Raw genomic sequence first — 22,238 nt, 5'->3', positions numbered from 1 at the left:
GTGTGGGGTTATTCAGACCGATTGGCGCGCAGCGTAAAGATAAATGTCGCACCCGGGCTTGTGATCGGGCGGGTGGTATCCAGCCAGATTTTACCGCCATGCTGTTCGACGATTTTCCGACACATAGAAAGCCCAAGACCGGTGCCGGTAAACTCATCCTTATGCAGGCGCTGGAACAGGCGGAAAATACGCTGCGCATGTTCCGGGTGAATGCCAATGCCATTATCACGGACCGAAAATCGCCAGAAATCGCCAGACGGGGTATCGGGTTCAACCGTGATGTCGATATGGGGCGGCACCCCTGGGCGACGGTATTTGATCGCATTGGATAACAGGTTCTGGAACAGCCGCGAAAGACCGATGCGGTTGCCCATCAGGTTGGGCAATTCGTTATGGGTGATGGTGGCCTGTTCTTGGGAAATGATCGTTTTCAGATCCGCTTGGGCTTCGTTCAGGACCTGATTACAATCAACCATGCTGTAATCTTGATTGGTGCCGGTTTTTGCATATTCCAAAAGATGGCTGATCAGCTTGTGCATGCGTTTTGCACCATCGACGGCATAATCGATATATTCGTCTGCTTCCTGATCCAGTGTACCCGCATATCGCCGTTTTAGAAGCTGGGTATAGCTTGCGACCATGCGCAACGGCTGTTGCAAATCGTGGGATGCGACATAGGCAAACTGTTCAAGGTCTTCGTTGCTGCGTTTAAGTTGGTCAAGCGTATCGCGCAGCTTATTGGCGTTTTCGACAAATTCCGTCACATCGCGTGCACTGCTAAAGGTCATGCCATCAAATGGACCGATGGCATGCCACGAAAGCCAACGGACATTGTCATGGCGATCACGCAGTCGCAGGATTTGCTTGGTACCGTCTGATTGGCGTTTTTCGCGATGAATGCGCGCCGATGCCATGGCGATTTGCTGGTCTTCGGGCTCAAACAGTTTGAAAAATGGTTGTCCGATCAGGTTATAAAGACGCGTGCCTACCAGTTCTTCAAATGCCGGGCTGAACCCTTGCAAGATGCCATCGGTATCAACCGCAATCGATGGTTCTGGGGTGTGGCGTAAATAGGTTTCAAACGGATGGCAAAGTTCCTGTTGTGCGGCGGTTTCAAGCAGCAGCACGGAAATGTAATCACGTTCATTTTCCGTGAACCGATGCGCCATCAGGTAAAACCGTTGGGTACGGTTGGCCTCGATTTGCATATCGACCATCGCCCCGATCCGTGCATCTGGCCAGATATTATCAATCAGTGGTCCACGCAGTTTTGCCAAGGATGGCGGCGTTAAGCGGTCAAGGAACTCGGTTAACAGGGGTTCGATGTCTTCATTGGCCGGGCCCAGAATTTCAGGCCAGTTCATTTGCGTGACCAGACGTCCATCGGCCGTTTCGACCGGCCAGCTAATTACCGCACAGCCACATTCTGAAAGCGCGTTTTCCGTATCGCTGAAATGATCGGCAAGGTGGGCTGCGCGCACATGTTGGCGCTTAAGACGTTGCCAAAGCCAGATCGCCAACCCGCACAGAATAAACATCGCGATGGCAAATAAAAGCACGTGTAAAATGATCGCTTCGCGCCAGCTTTCCATCAATGTTGATCGTGGGGTATATCCGACGACAATCCGATCAAGCTCCGGCAGGCGGCTGTAGGCCAAAATCATCACCTGCTGGCCATGCACGCACAGCATGGAATTGCGATCTTGTGTTTGCCTGCCGATATATTCGACCAGGTCGCCAATCAGATGCAGTGGAACTTGCCCGTCAATTTGCTCAAAGTTGTTATTGAGTAGGCCGACAGTGATGTCTTCGTTGTTTCCAACGATTTTTTGCAGGTCCACACTGCTGTGTTGCAGCATCACCAGCCCCAGACGGTACACCGTGGCTTCGACTTGGCTACGCGCATGATCGACCGCACTGTCATACAGCGTTTTCTGGATGAAAAAGAACGAAAACAGCAGGACGAAAACGCCTGTCAGGGTCAGAAGCGCCAGCCTTTTGCGCAGCATTCCTAAGCTACGGCGAGACAATGTTGTCTCGATTGAGGTCATGAACATGTTGTCTGGCGTTCCCACTCGGCGTTTCGCGGCTTTGATGTCAGCTTTGCCCGGCTGAATTGGTACGGATAGGTTTAAAACCTATGTTCTTTTTGGCTGGTTGAAAAGCAGGTAGATGATCTAAATCGTATGTAACGCCCAAGAAAATGCGTTGTCGATGCCCAATTTGGCGCATGCAAAAGCCTGATGGGCGTCAATTGCAACACAACGCTTCTATTTGAACGCAAAAACCCCTATAAACCCGCTGGTGATTGATCCGGGAAATTGTTTGATCAATTTCCTGATTGCTGCGCGGATCACGTATCGCGGGTTTTCCCATGAGGACGCCACCGTTTAACGGTGCGTTTTACCTCAGAGTCGCTGCCACAATATGGCGTGCAGACCGGGGTGAAAGCTTTGGGTTGAACCAACAAGATGACGGGTTCCGCAGCAGTCAGACAACGGCAATCACAGCGTTTCGAATTATTTTGCCCCTTGGCCGAATGCGTGCCAACTTTAGTGCCAGAAGCAGCCAAAATGACCGATCTTAAGCATATTCGTAATTTTTCGATCATCGCCCATATCGACCACGGTAAATCCACCCTGGCCGATCGTCTGATCCAGTTGACTGGCGGTCTGACCGATCGTGAAATGGCCGAGCAGGTTCTTGATTCGATGGATATCGAACGCGAACGTGGCATCACCATTAAATCACAGGCCGTGCGACTGAAATACACCGCCAAGGATGGGCAGGAATATACGCTCAACCTGATGGATACGCCGGGTCACGTTGACTTTGCCTATGAAGTGTCGCGCTCTCTTGCTGCGTGCGAAGGATCGCTTTTGGTGGTCGATGCCGCACAGGGCGTAGAAGCCCAGACATTGGCAAACGTCTATCAGGCAATCGAAAACAATCACGAAATCGTACCTGTTTTGAATAAGGTCGATCTGCCCGCCGCAGAACCCGACCGTGTCAAAGAACAGATCGAAGAAGTGATTGGCATTGATGCCCAAGACGCGGTGATGATTTCGGCCAAAACCGGCCTTGGTGTTCCAGATGTGCTTGAAGCACTGGTAAACCGACTTCCGGCACCGACAGGGGACGCAACCGCACCGCTTGAGGTTCTGCTGGTTGATAGTTGGTATGATGCATATCTTGGCGTGATGATTTTGGTCCGCGTTAAGCAAGGTACGCTTAAAAAGGGCCAGAAGGTCCGGTTTATGAATGCCAAAGTTACCCACACCATTGATCGCGTTGGGGTGTTCACACCAAAACCAATCGCGCTTGAAGAAATGGGTCCGGGTGAAGTCGGCTTTATCAATTGCGGTATGAAAACCGTTGCCGAATGCGAAGTCGGTGACACCATTACCGAAGAAAAACGCCCGTGTGCAAAACCATTGGCCGGTTTCAAACCGTCCATTCCGGTGGTGTTCTGTGGCATTTTCCCGGTTGATACCAGCGAATATGAAACGCTGCGTGATGCGCTTGAAAAGCTGCACCTTAACGACGCATCCTTCATGTTCGAGCCGGAAAACTCAACTGCTTTGGGCCTTGGCTTCCGCTGTGGTTTCTTGGGCTTGCTGCATCTTGAAATTATTCAGGAACGTCTAGAGCGCGAGTTCGAACTTGATCTGATCACCACAGCGCCGTCGGTGTCCTATAAGATCACCATGAGCAAGGGCGAAGAAATCCTGCTGCATAACCCGGCAGATTTCCCTGATGTCACCAAAATCGCCAAGATCGAAGAACCTTGGATCAAGGCATCCATCATGGTTCCCGACGATTATCTTGGTGGGATTCTAACACTTTGTACCGAACGTCGTGGTGTTCAGCTTGACCTGACCTATGTCGGGAATCGTGCGATGGTGGTCTATAAATTGCCGCTTAACGAAGTGGTGTTTGATTTCTATGACCGTCTGAAATCCATTTCGCGCGGCTATGCCAGCTTTGACTATGAAATTGCCGGCTATGACGAAAGTGATCTGGTTAAGGTATCCATTCTGGTCAACGAAGAACCGGTCGATGCACTGGCATTGATGGTTCACCGTTCGGCAGCTGAATTCCGCGGTCGCGAGATTTGTAAGCGTCTTAAGGACCTGATCCCGCGCCAGATGTTTAAGGTTGCCATTCAGGCCGCAATTGGCGGCCGTGTGATTGCCCGTGAAACTGTATCGGCAATGCGCAAAGACGTGACCGCAAAATGTTACGGCGGTGACGTTTCGCGTAAACGTAAACTTCTGGAAAAACAGAAGGCCGGTAAGAAAAAGATGCGTCAGTTCGGCAAGGTGGAAATCCCACAATCGGCCTTTATCAATGCGCTTAAGATGGGCGACGATAAATAAGCTGAGATTTCCGAAGTTTCGATATCGAAATAAAGGCTGCATCCCACTGGGACGCAGCCTTTTTTCTTTGCCGCTTTGCGCGGCATCGTTGTTGGGATAATGATTGATCCTTGGTAATCCACCATCCGCCACGCATGCCGTTAACCGCAGGAGCCCGTCATGGAACTCGATCTTCTGATCAAACAGGAAGAAACACTGGTGTTTGATCGCTTTGACGAAGACACCGCATGGGATATCGGCACCAAACTGGTTGGGGTGGCAAAATCACAAAACGCAGCCGTTGCGATTAACATCCGCACCCCGGATCGCACCCTGTTTCATGCGTCTTTGCCCGGCGCCAAGCCCGCAAATGATGCGTGGGCACAACGCAAAAGCAATTTGGTTTTACGCGAACATCAAAGTTCAATGCGCTTTGGGGCCGAACTTCGCGCGCAGGGCAAAACCTTGGCCGATCACGGCATTGATTTTGCCGATTATGCCGATCACGGCGGCAGTTTCCCGATCCGGGTTAAGGGGGGGGGGGTTATCGGGGCAATCACCGTATCGGGTCTTGCATCGGCCGAGGATCACGGCATGATCATTGATGTGCTTAGTGCGTTTTTAAAGGTCGATGCGCGCTGAATTCGGCCAAACACCGGTCTATTCGTTTAAGATCGCCTGCACTTTATGCGATACCCATTTTGAAATGATGGTCGAACCGGCCACCAAAAGGCCAATGGCGACGGCTGTGCCAATCACCACCATAAAGCTACCGCCAGATCGGCCGGTCATCATCATGTTAAGGGCGGTCTGAAACGTCACCATCATCAGCAAAGTCCCCAGCAGCAACGTGCCAGATCCGAAAAGAATAAGCTTCTGCATGTTCGAAACACGGCTGGGTTTTTCTTGGGTATCTTGACTTTGGTCGCTCATGAAAGGCCCCCTTTGGATGGTGTGTGCAAATTTCGACTTTAAGTGGAAATTGCAGCCTGACATGAATGCGCCGTAAGGGCCAGTGGTAAGGCCCCAAGGTAAGCCCCAAAGATAAGGGAACGGCGAGGACTGGTGGTGATGGGAAGCTGTCATCGCCCCTTTGGTATCAACTGCCCACCAGATGCAACAAAGCGCACCGCGCCGCAACGATATCCCCTAAAATAGGGCATGGTCGCGGCGCGGTGCGCTTTGTGAAATGCGTTTGGCTTATTCGTTCGGAACGCCCGTCGTGGTCGAGTATTCGAAGTGGAATTCCTTGTCCGGGAACAGGTAGGAACGTGCAGCATGGATTGCGCTCGCACCCTCTGCAAAGCCCGACAGGATCAGCTTAAGCTTGTGCTCATAGGTCGCAATGTCGCCAATGGCGAAAATGCCCGGTACTGATGTTTCCATCGTCGCCTGTTTGACCCCGATATGGCTTTTATCAAGGTTAAGACCCCAATCGGCAATCGGACCCAATTCCATGGCAAGGCCAAAGAACGGCAAAAGATGATCGGCTTCAAGTTCGCGCTCTTCGCCTTTAAGGGTCGCGACAACCACGTGGGATAGAACGCCGTTTTCACCCTTAAGGCTTTTAAGCTGATAAGGGATGACCATTTCGATCTTACCCGCATCGGCCAATGCTTGCAGTTTGGCACTGCTGTCTGGGGCGGCACGGAATTTCGGGCGGCGATGGACAACCATGACCTTTTCGGCAATGTCATGCAGCGACAATGCCCAATCCACGGCCGAGTCCCCGCCACCGGCAATCACAACCTTTTTGCCAGCAAAATCAACGCGGCGTTTGACGTAATACTGAACCCCACCGGAACCTTCATAATCCTCAAGGCCTTCCATCGGGGGTTTGTTCGGGCCAAACGCGCCGCAGCCCGCGGCAATGACCACCGCACCGGCATCGATCACGGTGCCTGTGCTGGTTTCCAAGGTGAACCGGCCATCATCGCGCTTTTCCAATTTGATGACCTGCTGACCCAAATGGTAGGTCGGCTCAAACGGGGCGGCCTGTTTGGCAAGCTGATCAATCAGGTCCTGACCTGCGATTTGCGGATGGGCCGGAATATCAAAGATCGGTTTTTCCGGATACAGCGCGCTGCACTGGCCGCCGACCATTTCAAGCGCATCAATCACATGGGATTTAAGCCCCAGCATACCGGCTTCGAAAACCGCAAAAAGCCCAACGGGGCCTGCGCCAATAATGGCAATATCTGTGCTGGTTGAGGCGTCTGACATGTCTATTCCATCCAAATAATATCGAATTCGGGTCTTGGTCCAGACCCTTAACCCGGCGATCAGCGGGAAAACGAACATTGGCGAAATAGCATTTGGGGCGCAATACCGCAACGTAAACCGGCCAATTTTGCTGTCTTTGCCCGCTTTTGGTGTGACCTTGACCCTGATCGCGTAAAATCATTGCGAACGGGTCACTTCACCCCCTACAAAAGGGGATAAGATGACATCACACATTACCCATTTGCCAACCGATAAACGGACATCATGAGCAAGAAAGTCGCTGTCAGCGATCAAAACGGGACCGAAGCCCTTGCCGCAACGCTTGCATCCACCGCCAAGGCCGGGGATGTGATTTTGATGCATGGCACGCTTGGCATGGGCAAAAGCGCGTTTTGCCGCGCCTTCGTGCGCGCCGTCGCCAATAACCCGCATGAAGAAGTCCCAAGCCCGACCTTTACCTTGGTCCAAATTTACGAGCTTGATCCGCTGCCGGTATGGCATTTTGATCTCTATCGCTTGTCTGATCCCGAAGAAGTGCATGAACTTGATATCGAAGATGCCTTTGCCGATGCCATCAGCTTGATCGAATGGCCCGACCGGTTGGAATATCTGACCCCGGAAAACCGGCTTGATATTCATATCGAACCCGGTCCAAACCCCGATGCGCGGGTGTTTGTCCTTGAACCCCATGGGGCTGATTGGCAAACCCGGATTGAAAACTTGAACGATGATGGCGCACTGTCGAGGGCGCAACAATGACCCGTGCAACACCCGAACAAGTACGTCGCAATGCCGATCGTCAGGATTTCTTGGGCGCATGTGGCTGGCAAACTGCGCAGGTTATGCCGCTGGTTGATGATGCGTCGGCGCGGAAATATTTCCGGCTTGAACGCAAACATGACACAGCCCTTTTGATGGATTTCCCACCCAGTGCGATCCATGTCGATCCGCACGGTATTTATGAAAATCCCGAACGTCCCGCATCTATTGAACCGGTCTTGCAAACCACGGAACTGTTTTACCGCGCAGGATGGCGCGTACCGGAAATTTATGCGTCCGATGTCAAACGCGGTCTTGCCCTGATCGAGGATTTTGGCGATGTCACCTTTACCAATGCCCTACAGGCGGGGGGCAGGATGGACGGGGTTGGCCAAGATGGCCTTTATCTGCGCGCGGTTGATCAGTTAATCACCCTGCATCGGTTCTGTGACGATGGCGCGATGGCCGATTGCGGCTTGGTTACGTATGGCCCGGAAAACCTTCGGCGTATGCTGGGCAGTTTTAAAACCGATTACCTGCCCCTAATCCTTGCCGATCCGCAAAAACGCGCGGCTGCGATGGATGATTTTGACCGTTTGCTTGATGATGTTTTACCGCTCTGTTGGCAGGTGGGGGATGCGATTATTCACCGCGATTATCATGTGGATAACCTGATGCTGGTCGAAAACGGCGATGGCGGGGATGATTGCGGCATCATTGATTTCCAAGACGCGGCCGTTGCCACGCGCCCCTATGATCTGGTGTCTCTTTTGCGCGATGTCCGCCATGATATCAGCCCGGATTTGGAAAGCCGGATGAAACAGTTTTATCTGGCAGCCTTCCCCAATATAGATCATTCCGATTTCGAAACGGCCTATGTCGCCAATTCGATGGTGCGTAATTTCCGGATTTTAGGGCGGTTTGGCTGGCTTGCGATCAAGGCCGGGAAAACCCGCTATTTCGATTTCATTCCGCGCTGCTGGGACGTGATCCTGCGCGGGGCGGCGGACGGTTTGCCCGCCTTGCGTGATTGGGTCGAAACCCACATTCCGGCAGATGCGCGAACCGCCCCGACCCTTCAATCACCGCAATCAAACGAAAAGGCGTCCCAATGACCGGCAGCACCCACACAGCACAGGCAATGGTTTTGGCCGCTGGTCTTGGCAAACGTATGCGCCCAATTACCGATAAAATGCCAAAGCCACTTGTGCCGGTTGCAGGCAAACCGATGCTGGATCATGTGCTCGATAAACTGGCCGATGCCGGGTTTGATCAGGCGGTGGTCAACAGCCACTATCTGGGCCAGATGATTGTTGATCATGTCGGAACGCGCAGCGCGCCCAAGGTTCTAACATCCCCCGAAGCCGATCTTTTGGAAACCGGCGGCGGGGTGAAAAAAGCCCTGCCGATGCTAGACCGTGATGCGGTACTGGTCGCCAATGCTGATGTGTTTTGGACCGAAGGCGCCGAACCGCTTTTTGATCGTTTGATCGGCGCATTTGATCCCGACCATATGGACGCGCTTTTGGCCCTTTACCCGGTGTCAGGGGCGTTTGGCTATGACGGGGCCGGGGATTTCTTTTGGCAGGTTGATGGTCGTTTAAAACGCCGTGGCGATGCACCATCCGCACCTTATTTTTTTACCGGTGTGCAGATTCTCTCACCGCGCTTGTTTGAAAACACGCCTGACGGGTCGTTTTCGCTTAATGTTGTTTACGACAAGGCCCTTTCGGCGGGCCGGTGTTATGGTTTGATCCATGATGGGCGGCATTTCCATATCGGCACACCAGAAGCCTTGAACGCGGCTGAGCCGTTAATTGCGGATGCCCTAAAAGATGAACGCGCAAAACAGGCAACCCGTGGGGAGGTATAATGGCCGACCTATTTGATTATATGGACGAGCCTTCCCCGTTTGCCCCATTTCCTGACGAAATGGCGAACCCCGAAAACCTGTTTTTCATTCCGCCCGGCGTGGCATTTGCCGATCTGATTGCCAAACAGCTGATGGCCGAAACCGCCGATCAGCCCGATGCGCTGCCTGATTACGTCCTGATGGTGCCCAACCGTCGGTCGGCCAAGGTGATGCGCGATGCCTTCCTGCGTCAGTCGGGTGGGGCGGTCACGTTGCTGCCGACCATTCGCCCCCTTGGCGAGGCCGACGAAGATGAATTGGCTGTTTATGGTGCGGGCGGGCAGCAAGCGGCCCTTGATCTGCCGCCGGCTATTCCTGATTTACAGCGCAAATTGCTGCTGACCCGCCTGATTATGAACCGGCCCAATCACCGCGATGAAAAGCCAACAGCCGATCAGGCCGCCCGTCTGGCGGGCGAGCTGGCCCGATTCCTTGATCAGGTGCAAACTGAAAACTGCCAGTTTTCTGATCTTAAGGGCCTGGTCCCCGAAGAATTCGCCGAACATTGGCAGTTGACGTTAGAGTTTCTGCAAATCCTGACCCTGCATTGGCCTGACATTCTGGCCACCCAAGAAGTCAGTGACCGGGCCATGCGTCGCAACGCATTGATCAAGGCGCAAATTGAACTTTGGCAGGAAAATACACCCCAAACCCCGGTTCTGATCGTCGGCTCCACCGGGCCGTTTCCAGCATTGCGCGATTTAATGGGCGCTGTCCTTGCGATGCCAAAGGGCCGGGTGGTTCTGCCCGGCCTCATGACCGGGTTAAGCCACGAAGACTGGTCCGCGATCCAGGATGACGCCGCCCATCCCCAGCATCTTTTGGGCAAGACATTGCGCCATATCGGACGCAGTGCCGAGAGCGTTCTGCCATGGCCGGCGTTGGCGATGGATAATAACGTCACCATCGAACGTCGCCGTCTGGCCCGCGAAGCCCTGCGCCCGGCCAAAACCACCCACCATTGGCGCCACATTACCGGCTTCGTCCCCGATGTTTTGGATGGCGTGCTGCGTGTCGATTGTTCGGGTGCGCGCGAAGAAGCCACCACGATTGCCGTGATGATGCGCGAAGCCTTGGAAAATCCTGGCATGACCTGTGCGCTGGTCACCCCTGATCGTGGGCTTGCGCGACGTGTGGCAACCGAACTACGCCGCTGGGAAGTTGAAATTGATGACTCGGCCGGGATCCCGCTGCATGACACGGCACCGGCGATTTATCTGCGCCTTGTGGTGCGCGCCGTCCAAGAAGAATTCGCACCCGTGCCGTTGTTGGAACTGCTTAAACATCCTTTGTCGGCGGCGGGGCTGTCGCCGGAAACCTTCCGTGTGCTGACCCGTCTTCTTGAACAGAATGTTTTGCGTGGGGCACGTCCGGGGCCGGGATTGGATGGTTTGCAAACCGCCCTTGATGGCTGGCGCGATGAATTTATCGAACGCATGAAAGACAGTGGGGCGCCGCATGCCCATGCCCGGATTGAACGCACTCGTGATGACCACGCGCGTTTGACCGATCTGGTTGCGCGCTGTGCGGAATGCCTTAACCCGCTTTCGGATTTGAACGGCGATAAAACACTGTCGCCGGTCGGTGCACTGCGCAGTCACATCATCGCCGCCGAAGCCCTTGCCGCAAGCGATACGCAACCCGGTGCCGACCGTCTGTGGCGTGGCGAAGCGGGCGAAGCCTTGGCGGATTTTGTGCACGAATTGCTCAATGCATTGGGTGAGTTTGTACCAATGCCCGGCAATCGATATGGCGCGTTTTTGGATGCGCTTATGGCGGACCGTGCGGTACGCCCGCGCTATGGTAAGCATCCGCGCCTGTTTATCTGGGGGACGGTCGAAGCCCAGATGCAGCAAGCTGACCTGACCATCCTTGGTGGCCTGAACGAAGGTGTCTGGCCCCCCGAAGCCGGCGCCGACCCATGGATGAGCCGCCCGATGCGACGCAATTTTGGTTTGCCTGCCCCTGAACACCGGGTCGGGCAATCGGCCCACGATTTCCAACAACTGTTTTGTTCGCCCAATGTGGTGATGACCCGTGCACTGCGTGTCGAAGGCACCCCAACCGTGCCATCTCGTTGGTTGTTACGGATTGAAAACATTCTGCGAAAATCGGGCGTTTCCATGGAAACCGCCGACGCCGCCGAATGGCGCGCATTGGCCGAAACACTTGATGAACCCGCCGACGAAATGCGCCTTAAAATTGGCCGCCCGTCGCCCAAGCCACCTGTTTCCGCCCGTCCGCAACGTCTGTCGGTTACCCAAATTGAAACATGGATGCGCGATCCCTATGCGATCTATGCGCGGCATATTTTGGGGTTGCGCAAACTTGATGGTGTCGACGAGGATCCCGGTGCCGCCGATTACGGCAACTTGATCCATGACGCGCTTGATCAATTCATCGCCCGACATCCTGATCATTTGCCGCCCGACGGTGAACATGAACTCCTGATCATTGGCCGCGAGGTTTTCAAACCCTTGGCCGCCCGTCCGGGGCTTTGGGCGTTCTGGTGGCCGCGTTTCGAACGGATTGCCAAATGGTTCATCCAAACCGAGGCCGCCCGTCGTGATGATGTGCGCAAATCCCATACCGAACAATCAGGCACCCTTGATACGCCAAGTGGTTTTCAGGTTTACGCCCGTGCAGACCGGATTGATCTGCTGCGCGATGGCGGGATTGCGATCATTGATTACAAAACCGGCGCCCCGCCCAGTCAGGGGGATGTGGCAAACGGCTTTGCACCGCAATTACCACTCGAAGCTGCCATTGCCGAAAAGGGGGGCTTTGGCGATGTACCGGCTGGCCCACCGGCCTCAATGGCGTTTTGGAAATTGTCGGGCGGTGACCCGGCGGGCGAGATTGTCGAAATTAATACCAAGCGCATGAAAACCACACCTGCCGAACTCGCCCACGAGGCCGTGGACGGGGTGAATGATTTGGCGGCGGCCTTTGCGGATCCAGCAACACCGTATCTAAGTGTGCCCCATCCCGATCACGCCCCGAAATATTCCGATTACGTCCATCTGGCACGCCTGCGCGAATGGATGGGCAGCGAAGATGTCGAGGATGCTGAGGTGCGCGAAGGTGGCAACAGCGCGGATGATCGCGCGAACACCAAGGCAAACTCTGCTGTGCATAAAGGGGATAAACCATGACCGATATCCGCGGTACAGATCCCAATGTCCTGCAACGCAATGCGTCTGATCCAATGGCATCGGTTTGGGTGTCGGCATCGGCCGGGGCCGGGAAAACCAAGGTTCTGTCGGACCGGGTGTTGCGTCAGATGTTATCGGGCACCGAACCCCATCGCATTTTGTGTCTGACCTTTACCAAGGCCGCCGCGGCTGAAATGTCGAACCGCGTCAATGAACGTTTGGGCCGGTGGGCCACGATGGAGGATCGCGACCTTCATGATGATCTGACCAATCTTGCGGGCACGGCCCCCAGTGGTGATGAAACCATGCGCGCACGCCAACTGTTCGCGCGGGTCTTGGATGCGCCCGGTGGCATGAAAATTCAAACCATTCATGCCTTTTGCCAATCTTTGTTGCGGCGCTTCCCGCTTGAAGCTGGCCTGGCCCCACATTTTGAAATCATGGATGACCGGACCGCGGCGGAAACCATGGCCGCCGTGCAGGAAGAAGTCCTGGCCTTTGCCCGAAATGGCCGTGACCAAGAATTGGCTGATGCGCTTTCGGTGGTGACCGCACAGGTCCGCGAAGGCGCATTTGGCGAGGTCATGAGCGAACTTGCCCGTGAACGCGGCCGTCTGAAACGCATGCTGACCAATCTTGGCGGGGCCAATCGCATGCGCGATGCGGTTTATGCCGCCCTTGGCGTGCCGGTTGGTTTGACCGATGACGCGGTCCTGCGCAAAGCGTTGTCTGATGATGCCTTTGACCGCGACGGGCTGATGCGCGGGCTTGCCGCACTTGAGGCCGGAACGAAAACCGATCAGGCACGTGTGCCAGCATTGGCGCAGTTTTTGGAAAAAACCACAGTCGAAGACCGCCTTTCGGTGTTTGGCGATTATCGCAGTGTGTTCTTTACGGCTGCGGGTGAACCGCGCGCCAAATTGATCACCAAGGGGGCGGCGGAAAACCATCCCGTGGGGGCCGATGCGCTTGAACAAGAAGGTGCGCGTCTGATCGAAGTCGACCGCCAGCGTAAGGCGGCTGCAATGGCCGGGGCCACCGGGGCGTTGATCACGATTGGCAATGCGATGCTTGATCGGTATGCAACGAAAAAGGCCCTGCATGCCCGCCTTGATTACGATGATCTTATCCTGACCAGTTTGAACCTTTTGCAACGCCAGGCCGGGATTGCCGGGTGGGTCTTGTTCAAACTTGACGAAGGCCTTGATCATATCCTGATTGACGAAGCACAGGACACCAACCCCGAACAATGGGAAGTGGTGCGTATTCTGGCCGAAGAATTCTTTATCGATGCCGGGCGTCATGCCGATAAACCGCGCACCATCTTTGCGGTGGGGGATGCGAAACAATCGATTTACAGCTTCCAGCGCGCCGATCCGGAAAAATTCGCCGAAATGCGGCGTTATTTCCGCGAACGTGCCCAACAAATCGAAGCTGCTTGGCGCGAAGTTCCGATGAACATCTCCTTCCGATCCACAGATGCGGTTTTGGGGACGGTCGACCGTGTCTTTGCGGGCCCCATCGCCAAACAGGGGGTTGGGGATGATGGCGCGGATGTGCTTCATAGTCCGTTTCGTGTCGGGCAGGCTGGCCGGATTGAACTTTGGCCCGCAGTCGAACCCGAAGAACGCCCACCCGAAGACCCATGGACGCCACCCACCCGGATTGTCCGCCTTGAAGACCCGGAAATCAGATTGGCCCGCGTCATTGCCGGGCGTATTCGCCATGCGATTGACGCACAGGAAACCCTGACATCGCGTGGGCGTCCGGTGCGTGCCGGTGACTTTATGATTTTGGTGCGCCGTCGTACCGCCTTTGTCGACGAAGTTGTTAAGGCGCTGAAAGAACGAAACGTACCGGTTGCCGGTGTTGACCGTATGCAAATCACCGATCAGCTTGCCGTGATGGATTTGGTGGCATTTGGTCGTTTCTTGCTAATGCCCGAAGATGACCTGACCTTGGCCGAGGTGCTGAAAAGTCCGTTGATTGGGCTTGATGACGATCAGTTGTTTGAAATTGCCCATAATCGGCCCAGAACCCTTTGGCATGCGCTGCGTGAAAAGGCTGCTCTTGTTGAAGACGGCTCACCCTTTGCGCGCGCTTATGCCTTTTTGTTCAAATGGTTGGGTCGGGTGGATTATGAACGCCCGTTTGAACTGTTTGCCGAATTGCTTGGTGGGCGGGGCGAAGATGCGCGCGGCGTGCGTGCCCGCCTGGTCGGGCGTCTGGGCATTGAGGCCAATGACCCCATTGATGAATTCCTAAACCTTGCGATGGGGTATGAGGCCGATCATGCCCCGACCTTGCAAGGGTTCTTGCATTGGTTGATGGCCGGTGATGCCGAAATTAAGCGTGACCTTGAACAAAGCGGTCGCGATGAAGTCCGCATCATGACTGTGCACGGGGCCAAGGGCCTTCAGGCCCCCATCGTCTTTTTGCCCGACACCATGCAGGTCCCGACACAGGCGCCGAACCTGTTTTGGCAAGAAGACCGTAATTTGATGTTCTGGTTGCCGCGCGTCGCACTGGAAACCGATGTTGTCTCGCGGCTGCGCGATGCCATCGCCGTCAAACGCGATCAGGAATACAACCGATTGCTGTATGTCGCGCTGACCCGCGCGGAAGACCGGCTTTATATCTGTGGATGGCAAGGCCGCCGCAAGCCGCCAGAGCATTGCTGGTACAATCTGTGCCAACAAGCAATGGAAGGCTATGCCAAGTCCAAACAGCTTGATCTGGGCGCCTATTCCCCGTCTGGCTGGGGCGGAGAGGGCTGGGTTTGGGAAACCGATCAAAGTCAGGCCCCCAAAGCCGACCGGCCAGAAGAAGACACCACCGAAAAACGCACCAGTCAGCACAGTTTGATCCGGGCGGTGGCACCGCAAGAAGTCTTCCCGCCAAAACCGCTGGCACCAAGCAAAATGATCGAAGAAGACGAAGTGTTCCAATCGCCATTGGGCGGCGATCAGGGGCAAAGCTTCAAACGTGGTCTGTTGATCCACAAACTGCTGGAATTGCTGCCCGACCTTCCGGTCGCGGCACGCCATGCCGCGGCGGAGCGGTTCTTGGCGCAATCGGTCCATGGTCTTGAACCAGATCAGCAGGCGGAAATTGCCGAAGAAACCCTGCGGATTTTTGAAAATCCCGATTTTGCTCCGGTATTTGCAGCCGGGTCACGTGCCGAGGTGCCGTTGGTTGGGGTCGTCGGTGGGGATGTTGTCTCGGCGCAGATTGACCGGCTTGTCGTGCGCGATGACGAAGTCATGATTGTCGATTATAAAACCAATCGGCCGCCGCCGCGTGATGTCGATGGCACACCAAAGGCCTACCGACGTCAGATGTCGATATATCGCGCCGCCCTGCGTCAGATGTATCCGGGCAAGACTGTCAGATGCTTTATCTTATGGACCAATGGCCCCTGGATGGTGGAGCTTCCCGACCATATTCTGACATTTGGTCAGTAGATGCGACTCTGCGGTTGGCATGATTTCTGGCGAACAAGATAAAGCACCAACGCCCAATGCGCTTGACGTTTGCGTCGGTGCTGCCTACCTTGGGCCCATATAGCGGATCGAGGTTGGCGGGGGAAACCCTGATGCCTCGTAACAACTAGGATACTGAAAGCATGACCACGATTAAAGTTTCCGATGGCTCGTTTGAGGGCGACGTTCTGAACTCAGACGCAGCAGTCCTCGTCGATTTCTGGGCTGAATGGTGCGGTCCGTGCAAACAGATTGCGCCGTATCTTGATGAAATTGCCACCGAACTTGATGGCAAACTCAAGATCGCCAAAGTCAACATTGACGAAAACCCGAATACACCGGCGAAATACGGTGTGCGCGGTATCCCGACCCTGATGATCTTCAAGGGCGGCGAAGTGGCTGCAATGAAAGTTGGCGCATTGCCAAAAAGCGCATTGGTTGATTGGATCAACCAGTCGATCTGATCGTTTGATCAGACCAGAATTTAAAAAGGCGGGCTGAAATTCAGCCCGCCTTTTTTTTGTAAGGTGTCTATCTCGTTTCGCGATTTACGCGGCCCGAATGTCAGACAGGAACTGTTTGATCTGTCCCAAAAGGGCTTGGGATTTATCGCCAAGGCCGTTTGAAGCGGTCAAAACCTGTCCAGAAGCTTCGCGCTCTTCCTCTGCCGACTGACGAAGCCCGACAACGTTGTGGGCAACTTCCTTGGTCCCCGTGGCGGCCTCAGATACGTTGCGCGCAATTTCACCGGTTGCGGCATCTTGTTCGCTAACGGCTGCGGCAATACCACCGGCAACTTCATTCAGTTCCTTCATGCGACCAGACAGATGTTCAATCGCCCCAAGTGCATTTTGGGTGGAATCCTGAATGCCGTTGATTTGGCCCGCGATTTCTTCGGTTGCGCGGGTGGTTTGATTGGCAAGGTTTTTGACCTCGGCGGCAACCACGGCAAAACCTTTGCCTGCATCGCCTGCGCGTGCGGCTTCAATCGTCGCGTTCAGGGCCAAAAGGTTGGTCTGTTCGGCAATTGATTGGATCAGTTGAACAACTTCACCAATTTTATCCGACGCATCGCCCAGCTCGCTAAAGATGGCAGTGGCTTCATCAGCCTCGGTCGAGCCCGATTGTGCAATGTCCGAACTTCTTGTGACCTGTGCGGTGATTTCGTCAATCGCAGCAGCAAGCTGTTCGGCGGCAGACGCAACCGTATCAACGTTGGTGGCGGCCTGTTCGGTCGCTGCAGCCACGTTTGTTGCCTGCGACGCCGTATGATCGGATTGTTCCGCCATACTGCTTGCGGTACTGCGCAGTTGCGCAACAGCAGCGTTCACAAAGGTCAGGTTGCCTTCTACATCCTGTTCAAACTCTTTGATTCGCTGATCAATTTTGTTCGCGCGATCAAGCTGGGCCTGATTGGCAGCTTCTTGTTCGGCACGCATGGCTTCCGATTTTTCAAGATTGGCACGGAAAACTTCAAATGCGTGGGCAAGATCACCGATTTCGTCCTTGCGATCGGCCCCTTGCGCACGGGCAGACAAATCCCCCGCTGCAAGCTGATTGATCGCCGCCGTAATCGAGCGCATCGGGGCGGTTGTCGAACGTTCAATGGCAATCGCAAGTGCCAAGATCACCAAAAACAGGGCAACCGTCATCAAGATGTCGATGCGCGCACCGGCCCAAAACGCATCGTTGATGTCATCAACATAGGCGCCGGTGGCAACGACCCATCCCCAATCATTGGTCGCCCGCGCATAGGAAATTTTGGGTTCAACCTGTTTGGTGCTGGGCTTGTCCCAGACATAATGAACAAAACCGCCCTTGGGGTCTTTCGATGCCGCTTCGACAAGGTGGCGCAAAATAGGATCGCCATTTGGATCCTTAACGGTATCAAGTCTTTTACCGATAAGTTGCGGGTTCGTCGGATGCATGACGGTCTGGTCATTATTTTTGCTCAGAACGAAAACATAATTTCCGTTGTCATATCGCTGGCTTTTAAGGACCGAAAGTGCCTGTTCCTGCGCTTCTTCCTGCGAAAGGTCGCCTGATTTTGCTTTCTGGCTATAGCTGTTGATCACCGAAACAGACTGATCGACAACATATTGCAAACTCACTTTGCGGTCGTCCGTCATGGTTTGGTGAAGCGACAGCAAGTTTGTAACCGAAAGAGACACCAACGCCAGCGCCGTCAGGATCATGACACCGCGCAACTTCCACGCGAGCGAATAGTTCGAAAGTTTCATAAGACACCCCACCTTAAATATACATGGCAAGTATATCCTGCCATTTGTGCATATAAGAATTGATGCAGATATAAATCTTCCGGGCATTGAAATGCCTTGATCTATGCCAAACCGCGAACAAGAAGCCTATTCTTGTAGATAAGCTGTTGAATTAAAACAGTTAAAAGGTAAATTCCTTTTCTAAATTCAACTTGTGGATGTATGTGCGCATACCAGAAGACGACATTTCGCATTGGAAATGTCGTCTTGGGATGGGCTGAGTCTGTCGTGTAAAAAAGGTCGTCCCGGACCTAATATTCGTACGGGGAGCCGTCCATGTTTTCCATCAGCACTTCACGCTTGCCGACATGGTTGGCGGCCGAAACAACACCGTTTTCTTCCATCTGTTCGATGATGCGTGCTGCGCGGTTATAGCCGATCGAAAGTTTGCGCTGGATAAAGCTGGTTGATGCCTTTTTCTCGCGCAGGACGATGCCAACTGCCTGATTGTACAAATCATCATCGGACCCATTTCCGCCGCCAGAACCGGCATTCCCGCCCGCCATATAGGCCGCAACCGGGTCTTCTTCGGGTTCTTCGGTAACAGTGTCGAGATAGGCCGGGTCGCCCTGATCACGCAGGTGTTTGACGATGCTTTCGACTTCTTCATCGGACACAAACGGGCCATGGACACGCTGCAGACGGCCGCCTTGGCCCATATAGAGCATATCACCTTGCCCCAGAAGCTGCTCCGCCCCCATTTCGCCCAAGATCGTACGCGAATCGATTTTCGACGTCACAGAGTAAGAAATACGTGTCGGGAAGTTGGCCTTAATCGTACCGGTAATGACGTCAACCGATGGACGCTGGGTTGCCATGATCAGGTGAAGACCGGCCGCACGGGCCATTTGTGCCAGGCGCTGGATCGATGCTTCAACATCTTTACCCGCCACCAACATCAAGTCGGCCATCTCATCGACAATCACAACGATAAACGGCAGCGGCTCCATCGGCAGTTCCTGATCTTCAAAGATCGGTTTGCCGGTTTCTGGATCAAACCCGGTTTGAACACGACGGGTCAGTTGTTCGCCCTTGGCGGCGGCTTCCTTGATACGTTTGTTGTAGCCCGCAATGTTACGCACGCCGACTTGGCTCATCGCGCGATAGCGATCTTCCATTTCACGCACCGCCCATTTCAGGGCGACAACGGCCTTATGCGGATCGGTCACAACCGGGGTCAAAAGATGTGGAATACCGTCATAAATCGACAGTTCCAACATTTTCGGATCGATCATGATGAAGCGGCATTCTTCGGGCCGCAGGCGATAAAGCAACGATAAGATCATTGCGTTCACACCAACCGATTTACCCGACCCGGTGGTCCCGGCGATCAGCAAGTGCGGCATTTTCGAAAGATCGGCAATAACCGGCGTACCGCCAATATCCTTGCCCAAGCTCATATTCAGCTTGCCGGGATTCTTTTCAAAATCGCTCGAAGCCAGAATTTCATGCAGATGCACGGTTTCACGCCGTGCGTTTGGCAATTCAATCCCGATGACGTTGCGGCCCGGCACAACGGCAACACGTGCGGCAATCGCACTCATGGAACGGGCAATATCATCGGCCAAACCAATAACGCGCGATGATTTCACCCCGGCGGCCGGTTCAAGTTCGTACAAGGTCACCACAGGGCCGGGACGAACCTGAACGATTTCACCCTTAACGCCAAAGTCCTGAAGAACGGTTTCCAAAAGACGGGCATTTTGCGCCAGTGCTTCCTGATCAATTTGGGTTGCATCGGCTGGATCAGGCTCATGCAGCAGATCAAGCGGCGGGAAACGGTATTCTTCGGATCCAAGGTCAAACGATGCTTGGCGCTGCGCAGATGCCTTTTCGCTAGGCTGCAGCTTTGCAGCCGGCGCGGCAACGATATGGACCGGTGGTTCGTGGTCTACATCATCATCAAGTTCGTGATACCCGTCATCGTCATTACCCTGATCGGTTGCGGGCTCAGACCGTCGGGTTGAAATCGCCGAACCCAGTTTGGACTTGCCAGCCTGATCCATGGATGGTTCTTGACGTGCCCGTGCGGCCCGTTTGGTGCCCGGTTCATCGTTGCTCGATCCAGGGATCACAGCCCGGATGCCCGAAACAACTTTGCCGCTGGCAAAGGCAAGAATCCCACCAAGACGCGCCCAATCGGACAGCGAATAGGCCATGCAAAAAATGGTCAGCCCCATGCCCAGCAACATTGACGTCAGGGCAATGAGGGCACGCGCACCTGGGATGCCAATCGCAGCAAAACCAGATTGCAGTTTTGACAGCAGCAAATCACCCGCAAAACCGCCAAGACCAACCGTCAAAGGCCAATGCATGCCCGGTTCGATGGCCGCCGCCGATACCGCCACCAGCAACAGCGCCAGCGGCAGGACAAGGAAGCGCAACCACATCCAGTTAAATGGTTTAACCGCAATCAGACGCATGCCCCAACCCAGCAGCAATACGGTAAGTAGTGCTGACGCCAGACCAAGGGTGCGTAACATCAAATCTGCGCTATAGGCGCCAACAACGCCCAGCGGGTTAAACAATGTTGCCCGATCACTGGCATGGTTAAAGGACGGGTCACCGGGATGGAAACCGATCAGCATGATGAATAAGATCACCGCCAGTGCAACCAGTCCAAGACCGCAAATCCGTAAACCGCTTCGTTTCAGCAGCATGACAAGGCTGCCGGGCATGAAAGCGGTTCCAAGAATGTTTGACTGACTGCTCATCTGGGTGTCCGTACTGGTTGGGTTCTGGTTGCGGTTATATTCGTGCGTCTGATCGGTGTGATCGGTGTGATCGGTCTGTCGGTTCGTCCGGCGACCGCAATGGCGGCGCTAATCCGCGTTAGCTTTCCAGCGCCTTTGCAATGCGTGTCAGCCCGTCGCGCGTGGTTGCCAAATCATGGACCAGCGCAATACGGATAAATTGTTTGCCCGGGTTATTCCCATCGGCGTCGGTGATCGACAGATAACTGCCCGGAATGACCTTAACCCCGGCTTCTTGCCAGATTTTCTTGGTCGCGGCCTCGTCATCGCCGACATCCAGCCACAGGAAAAAGCCACCCGGCGGGCGGTAAAAGCCAAACCGATTGCCAAAGATTTCTTCGGCGATGTCGATTTTGGCCCGGTACAAATCACGGTTTTCTTCCGCGTGGGCGTCGTCGTTCCAAAGATCAACCGATGCGGCCATGATCGGCATCGGCATGGTCGCGGAGCAATAACTGCGCAGGTCATTAAACCGTTTGATGATCTTGGCATCCCCGGCAACAAATCCTGATCGCAATCCCGGTGCGCTGGACCGTTTGGACAAGCTATGAAACACAAGGACATTGTCCATGTTGCCACCCTGCGAAGCACAGATTTCAAGCGCGCCAACCGGTGCGGTGGTGTCAAAAATATCGGCGTAGCATTCATCCATCGCCAACACGAAATCATGTTTGCGGGCAAGGGCAATGATGCGTTTCAAATAATCAGGCGATGCGATTGACCCTTGCGGATTGGCTGGGGAGCACAGGAAAAATAAGCTGCATGCATCAAGGGTCTCAGGATCGATCTGATCAAGATCGGGCAGAAAACCATTTTCAGGACTCGCCGCCAACGGCACCATTTCCGCATCATTAAGAACAGCCGCCCCGCAATAGACCTGATAAAACGGATTGGGCAGCAGGACCTTGGGTTTTGGGCCGTTGGTATCTTGTGGGATGACAGTGGTCGCAATCAGATACAATGCTTCGCGCGTTCCCGCCACGGGCAGAATATGATCATCGCGGTCCAGCATATCGGTCGGCAGGCTATAGCGACGATCCAGCCAGTTTTTAATCGCGCTGCGCAGTTCTGGCGTGCCCGCACCTGGCGGATATTTATGCCAAAGGGCGGCATGTTTCACCATCGCATCGGTGATCATCGCAGGTGGGGTGTGCTGCGGCTCTCCGATCGACATGATCAGCGGGGATTGACCGGGTTCAATACCGTCAAGCAAGGCCGCCAACCGTGGAAATGGATAAGCAGGCAATTGATCAAGGCGTTCGTTAAACATGGTTATCGTCAATCCAGCTTGGTCTGTGCCCTCACCGTGCGATCACC

At 54.5% G+C, this 22,238-nt stretch carries 14 protein-coding genes; 8 read left to right on the top strand and 6 right to left on the bottom strand.

Features of this window, described 5'->3' with window-relative positions:
• Positions 1–8: 8 nt before the first annotated feature.
• On the bottom strand, positions 9–2,009 hold the full coding sequence (locus tag HCZ99_RS03020; RefSeq protein ID WP_254869407.1) for a sensor histidine kinase: 2,001 nt from the start codon (positions 2,007–2,009) through the stop codon (positions 9–11).
• A 564-nt stretch (positions 2,010–2,573) separates the two neighbouring features.
• On the opposite strand from HCZ99_RS03020, the gene lepA reads away from it, so the two are divergent.
• The gene (gene lepA / locus HCZ99_RS03015; RefSeq protein WP_167445365.1) at positions 2,574–4,379 is read left to right on the top strand and encodes a translation elongation factor 4; all 1,806 of its coding nucleotides are present in this window, start codon (positions 2,574–2,576) and stop codon (positions 4,377–4,379) included.
• A gap of 159 nt (positions 4,380–4,538) precedes the next feature.
• Positions 4,539–5,000: a heme-degrading domain-containing protein gene (locus HCZ99_RS03010; RefSeq protein ID WP_167445364.1), complete on the top strand. Its 462-nt coding sequence runs from the start codon at positions 4,539–4,541 to the stop codon at positions 4,998–5,000.
• Positions 5,001–5,018: 18 nt separating this feature from the next.
• Here the strand turns inward: HCZ99_RS03010 and HCZ99_RS03005 are convergent, their stop codons facing one another.
• Positions 5,019–5,291: a hypothetical protein gene (locus HCZ99_RS03005; protein WP_167445363.1), complete on the bottom strand. Its 273-nt coding sequence runs from the start codon at positions 5,289–5,291 to the stop codon at positions 5,019–5,021.
• A 267-nt stretch (positions 5,292–5,558) separates the two neighbouring features.
• Positions 5,559–6,581: an NAD(P)/FAD-dependent oxidoreductase gene (locus tag HCZ99_RS03000; RefSeq protein WP_167445362.1), complete on the bottom strand. Its 1,023-nt coding sequence runs from the start codon at positions 6,579–6,581 to the stop codon at positions 5,559–5,561.
• Positions 6,582–6,845: 264 nt separating this feature from the next.
• Here HCZ99_RS03000 and tsaE point away from each other — a divergent pair, with 264 nt between their 5' ends.
• The 6 genes from tsaE (at position 6,846) to trxA (ending at position 16,353) form a co-directional block, all read left to right on the top strand.
• Positions 6,846–7,340, top strand: coding sequence for a tRNA (adenosine(37)-N6)-threonylcarbamoyltransferase complex ATPase subunit type 1 TsaE (tsaE, locus tag HCZ99_RS02995; protein ID WP_167445361.1), 495 nt, complete (start codon positions 6,846–6,848; stop codon positions 7,338–7,340).
• Positions 7,337–8,455: an aminoglycoside phosphotransferase family protein gene (locus tag HCZ99_RS02990; RefSeq protein ID WP_167445360.1), complete on the top strand. Its 1,119-nt coding sequence runs from the start codon at positions 7,337–7,339 to the stop codon at positions 8,453–8,455. The genes tsaE and HCZ99_RS02990 overlap by 4 nt, the downstream gene beginning before the upstream one ends.
• Positions 8,452–9,213 carry a nucleotidyltransferase family protein gene (locus HCZ99_RS02985; protein ID WP_167445359.1) on the top strand — a complete coding sequence of 254 codons (762 nt, stop codon included), beginning with the start codon at positions 8,452–8,454 and terminating at the stop codon, positions 9,211–9,213. The genes HCZ99_RS02990 and HCZ99_RS02985 overlap by 4 nt, the downstream gene beginning before the upstream one ends.
• Positions 9,213–12,407, top strand: coding sequence for a double-strand break repair protein AddB (gene addB / locus HCZ99_RS02980; protein WP_167445358.1), 3,195 nt, complete (start codon positions 9,213–9,215; stop codon positions 12,405–12,407). The genes HCZ99_RS02985 and addB overlap by 1 nt, the downstream gene beginning before the upstream one ends.
• Positions 12,404–15,871, top strand: a complete 3,468-nt coding sequence (gene addA, locus HCZ99_RS02975) for a double-strand break repair helicase AddA (RefSeq protein WP_167445357.1) — start codon at positions 12,404–12,406, stop codon at positions 15,869–15,871. Before addB ends, addA begins: the two co-directional genes overlap by 4 nt.
• A 161-nt stretch (positions 15,872–16,032) precedes the next feature.
• Positions 16,033–16,353 (top strand): thioredoxin TrxA, encoded by a 321-nt coding sequence (gene trxA, locus HCZ99_RS02970; RefSeq protein WP_167445356.1) that lies wholly within the window; start codon positions 16,033–16,035, stop codon positions 16,351–16,353.
• An 84-nt stretch (positions 16,354–16,437) separates the two neighbouring features.
• Here the strand turns inward: trxA and HCZ99_RS02965 are convergent, their stop codons facing one another.
• From HCZ99_RS02965 to HCZ99_RS02955, 3 genes are all read right to left on the bottom strand, one after another.
• Positions 16,438–18,129 carry a methyl-accepting chemotaxis protein gene (locus tag HCZ99_RS02965; protein WP_167445355.1) on the bottom strand — a complete coding sequence of 564 codons (1,692 nt, stop codon included), beginning with the start codon at positions 18,127–18,129 and terminating at the stop codon, positions 16,438–16,440.
• A gap of 290 nt (positions 18,130–18,419) precedes the next feature.
• On the bottom strand, positions 18,420–20,882 hold the full coding sequence (locus HCZ99_RS02960) for a DNA translocase FtsK (protein WP_167445354.1): 2,463 nt from the start codon (positions 20,880–20,882) through the stop codon (positions 18,420–18,422).
• Positions 20,883–21,000: 118 nt separating this feature from the next.
• Entirely contained in the window at positions 21,001–22,191 is a 1,191-nt protein-coding gene (locus HCZ99_RS02955) for an aminotransferase class I/II-fold pyridoxal phosphate-dependent enzyme (RefSeq protein ID WP_167445353.1), read from the bottom strand.
• Between the last annotated feature and the right edge of the window lie 47 nt (positions 22,192–22,238).

Origin of the sequence: Thalassospira lucentensis (assembly GCF_011806425.1) — a bacterium.
GTDB lineage: Bacteria > Pseudomonadota > Alphaproteobacteria > Rhodospirillales > Thalassospiraceae > Thalassospira > Thalassospira lucentensis_B.
Note: the sequence above shows the minus strand (reverse complement) of the source record. Positions and strands in the feature narration are given on the sequence as shown.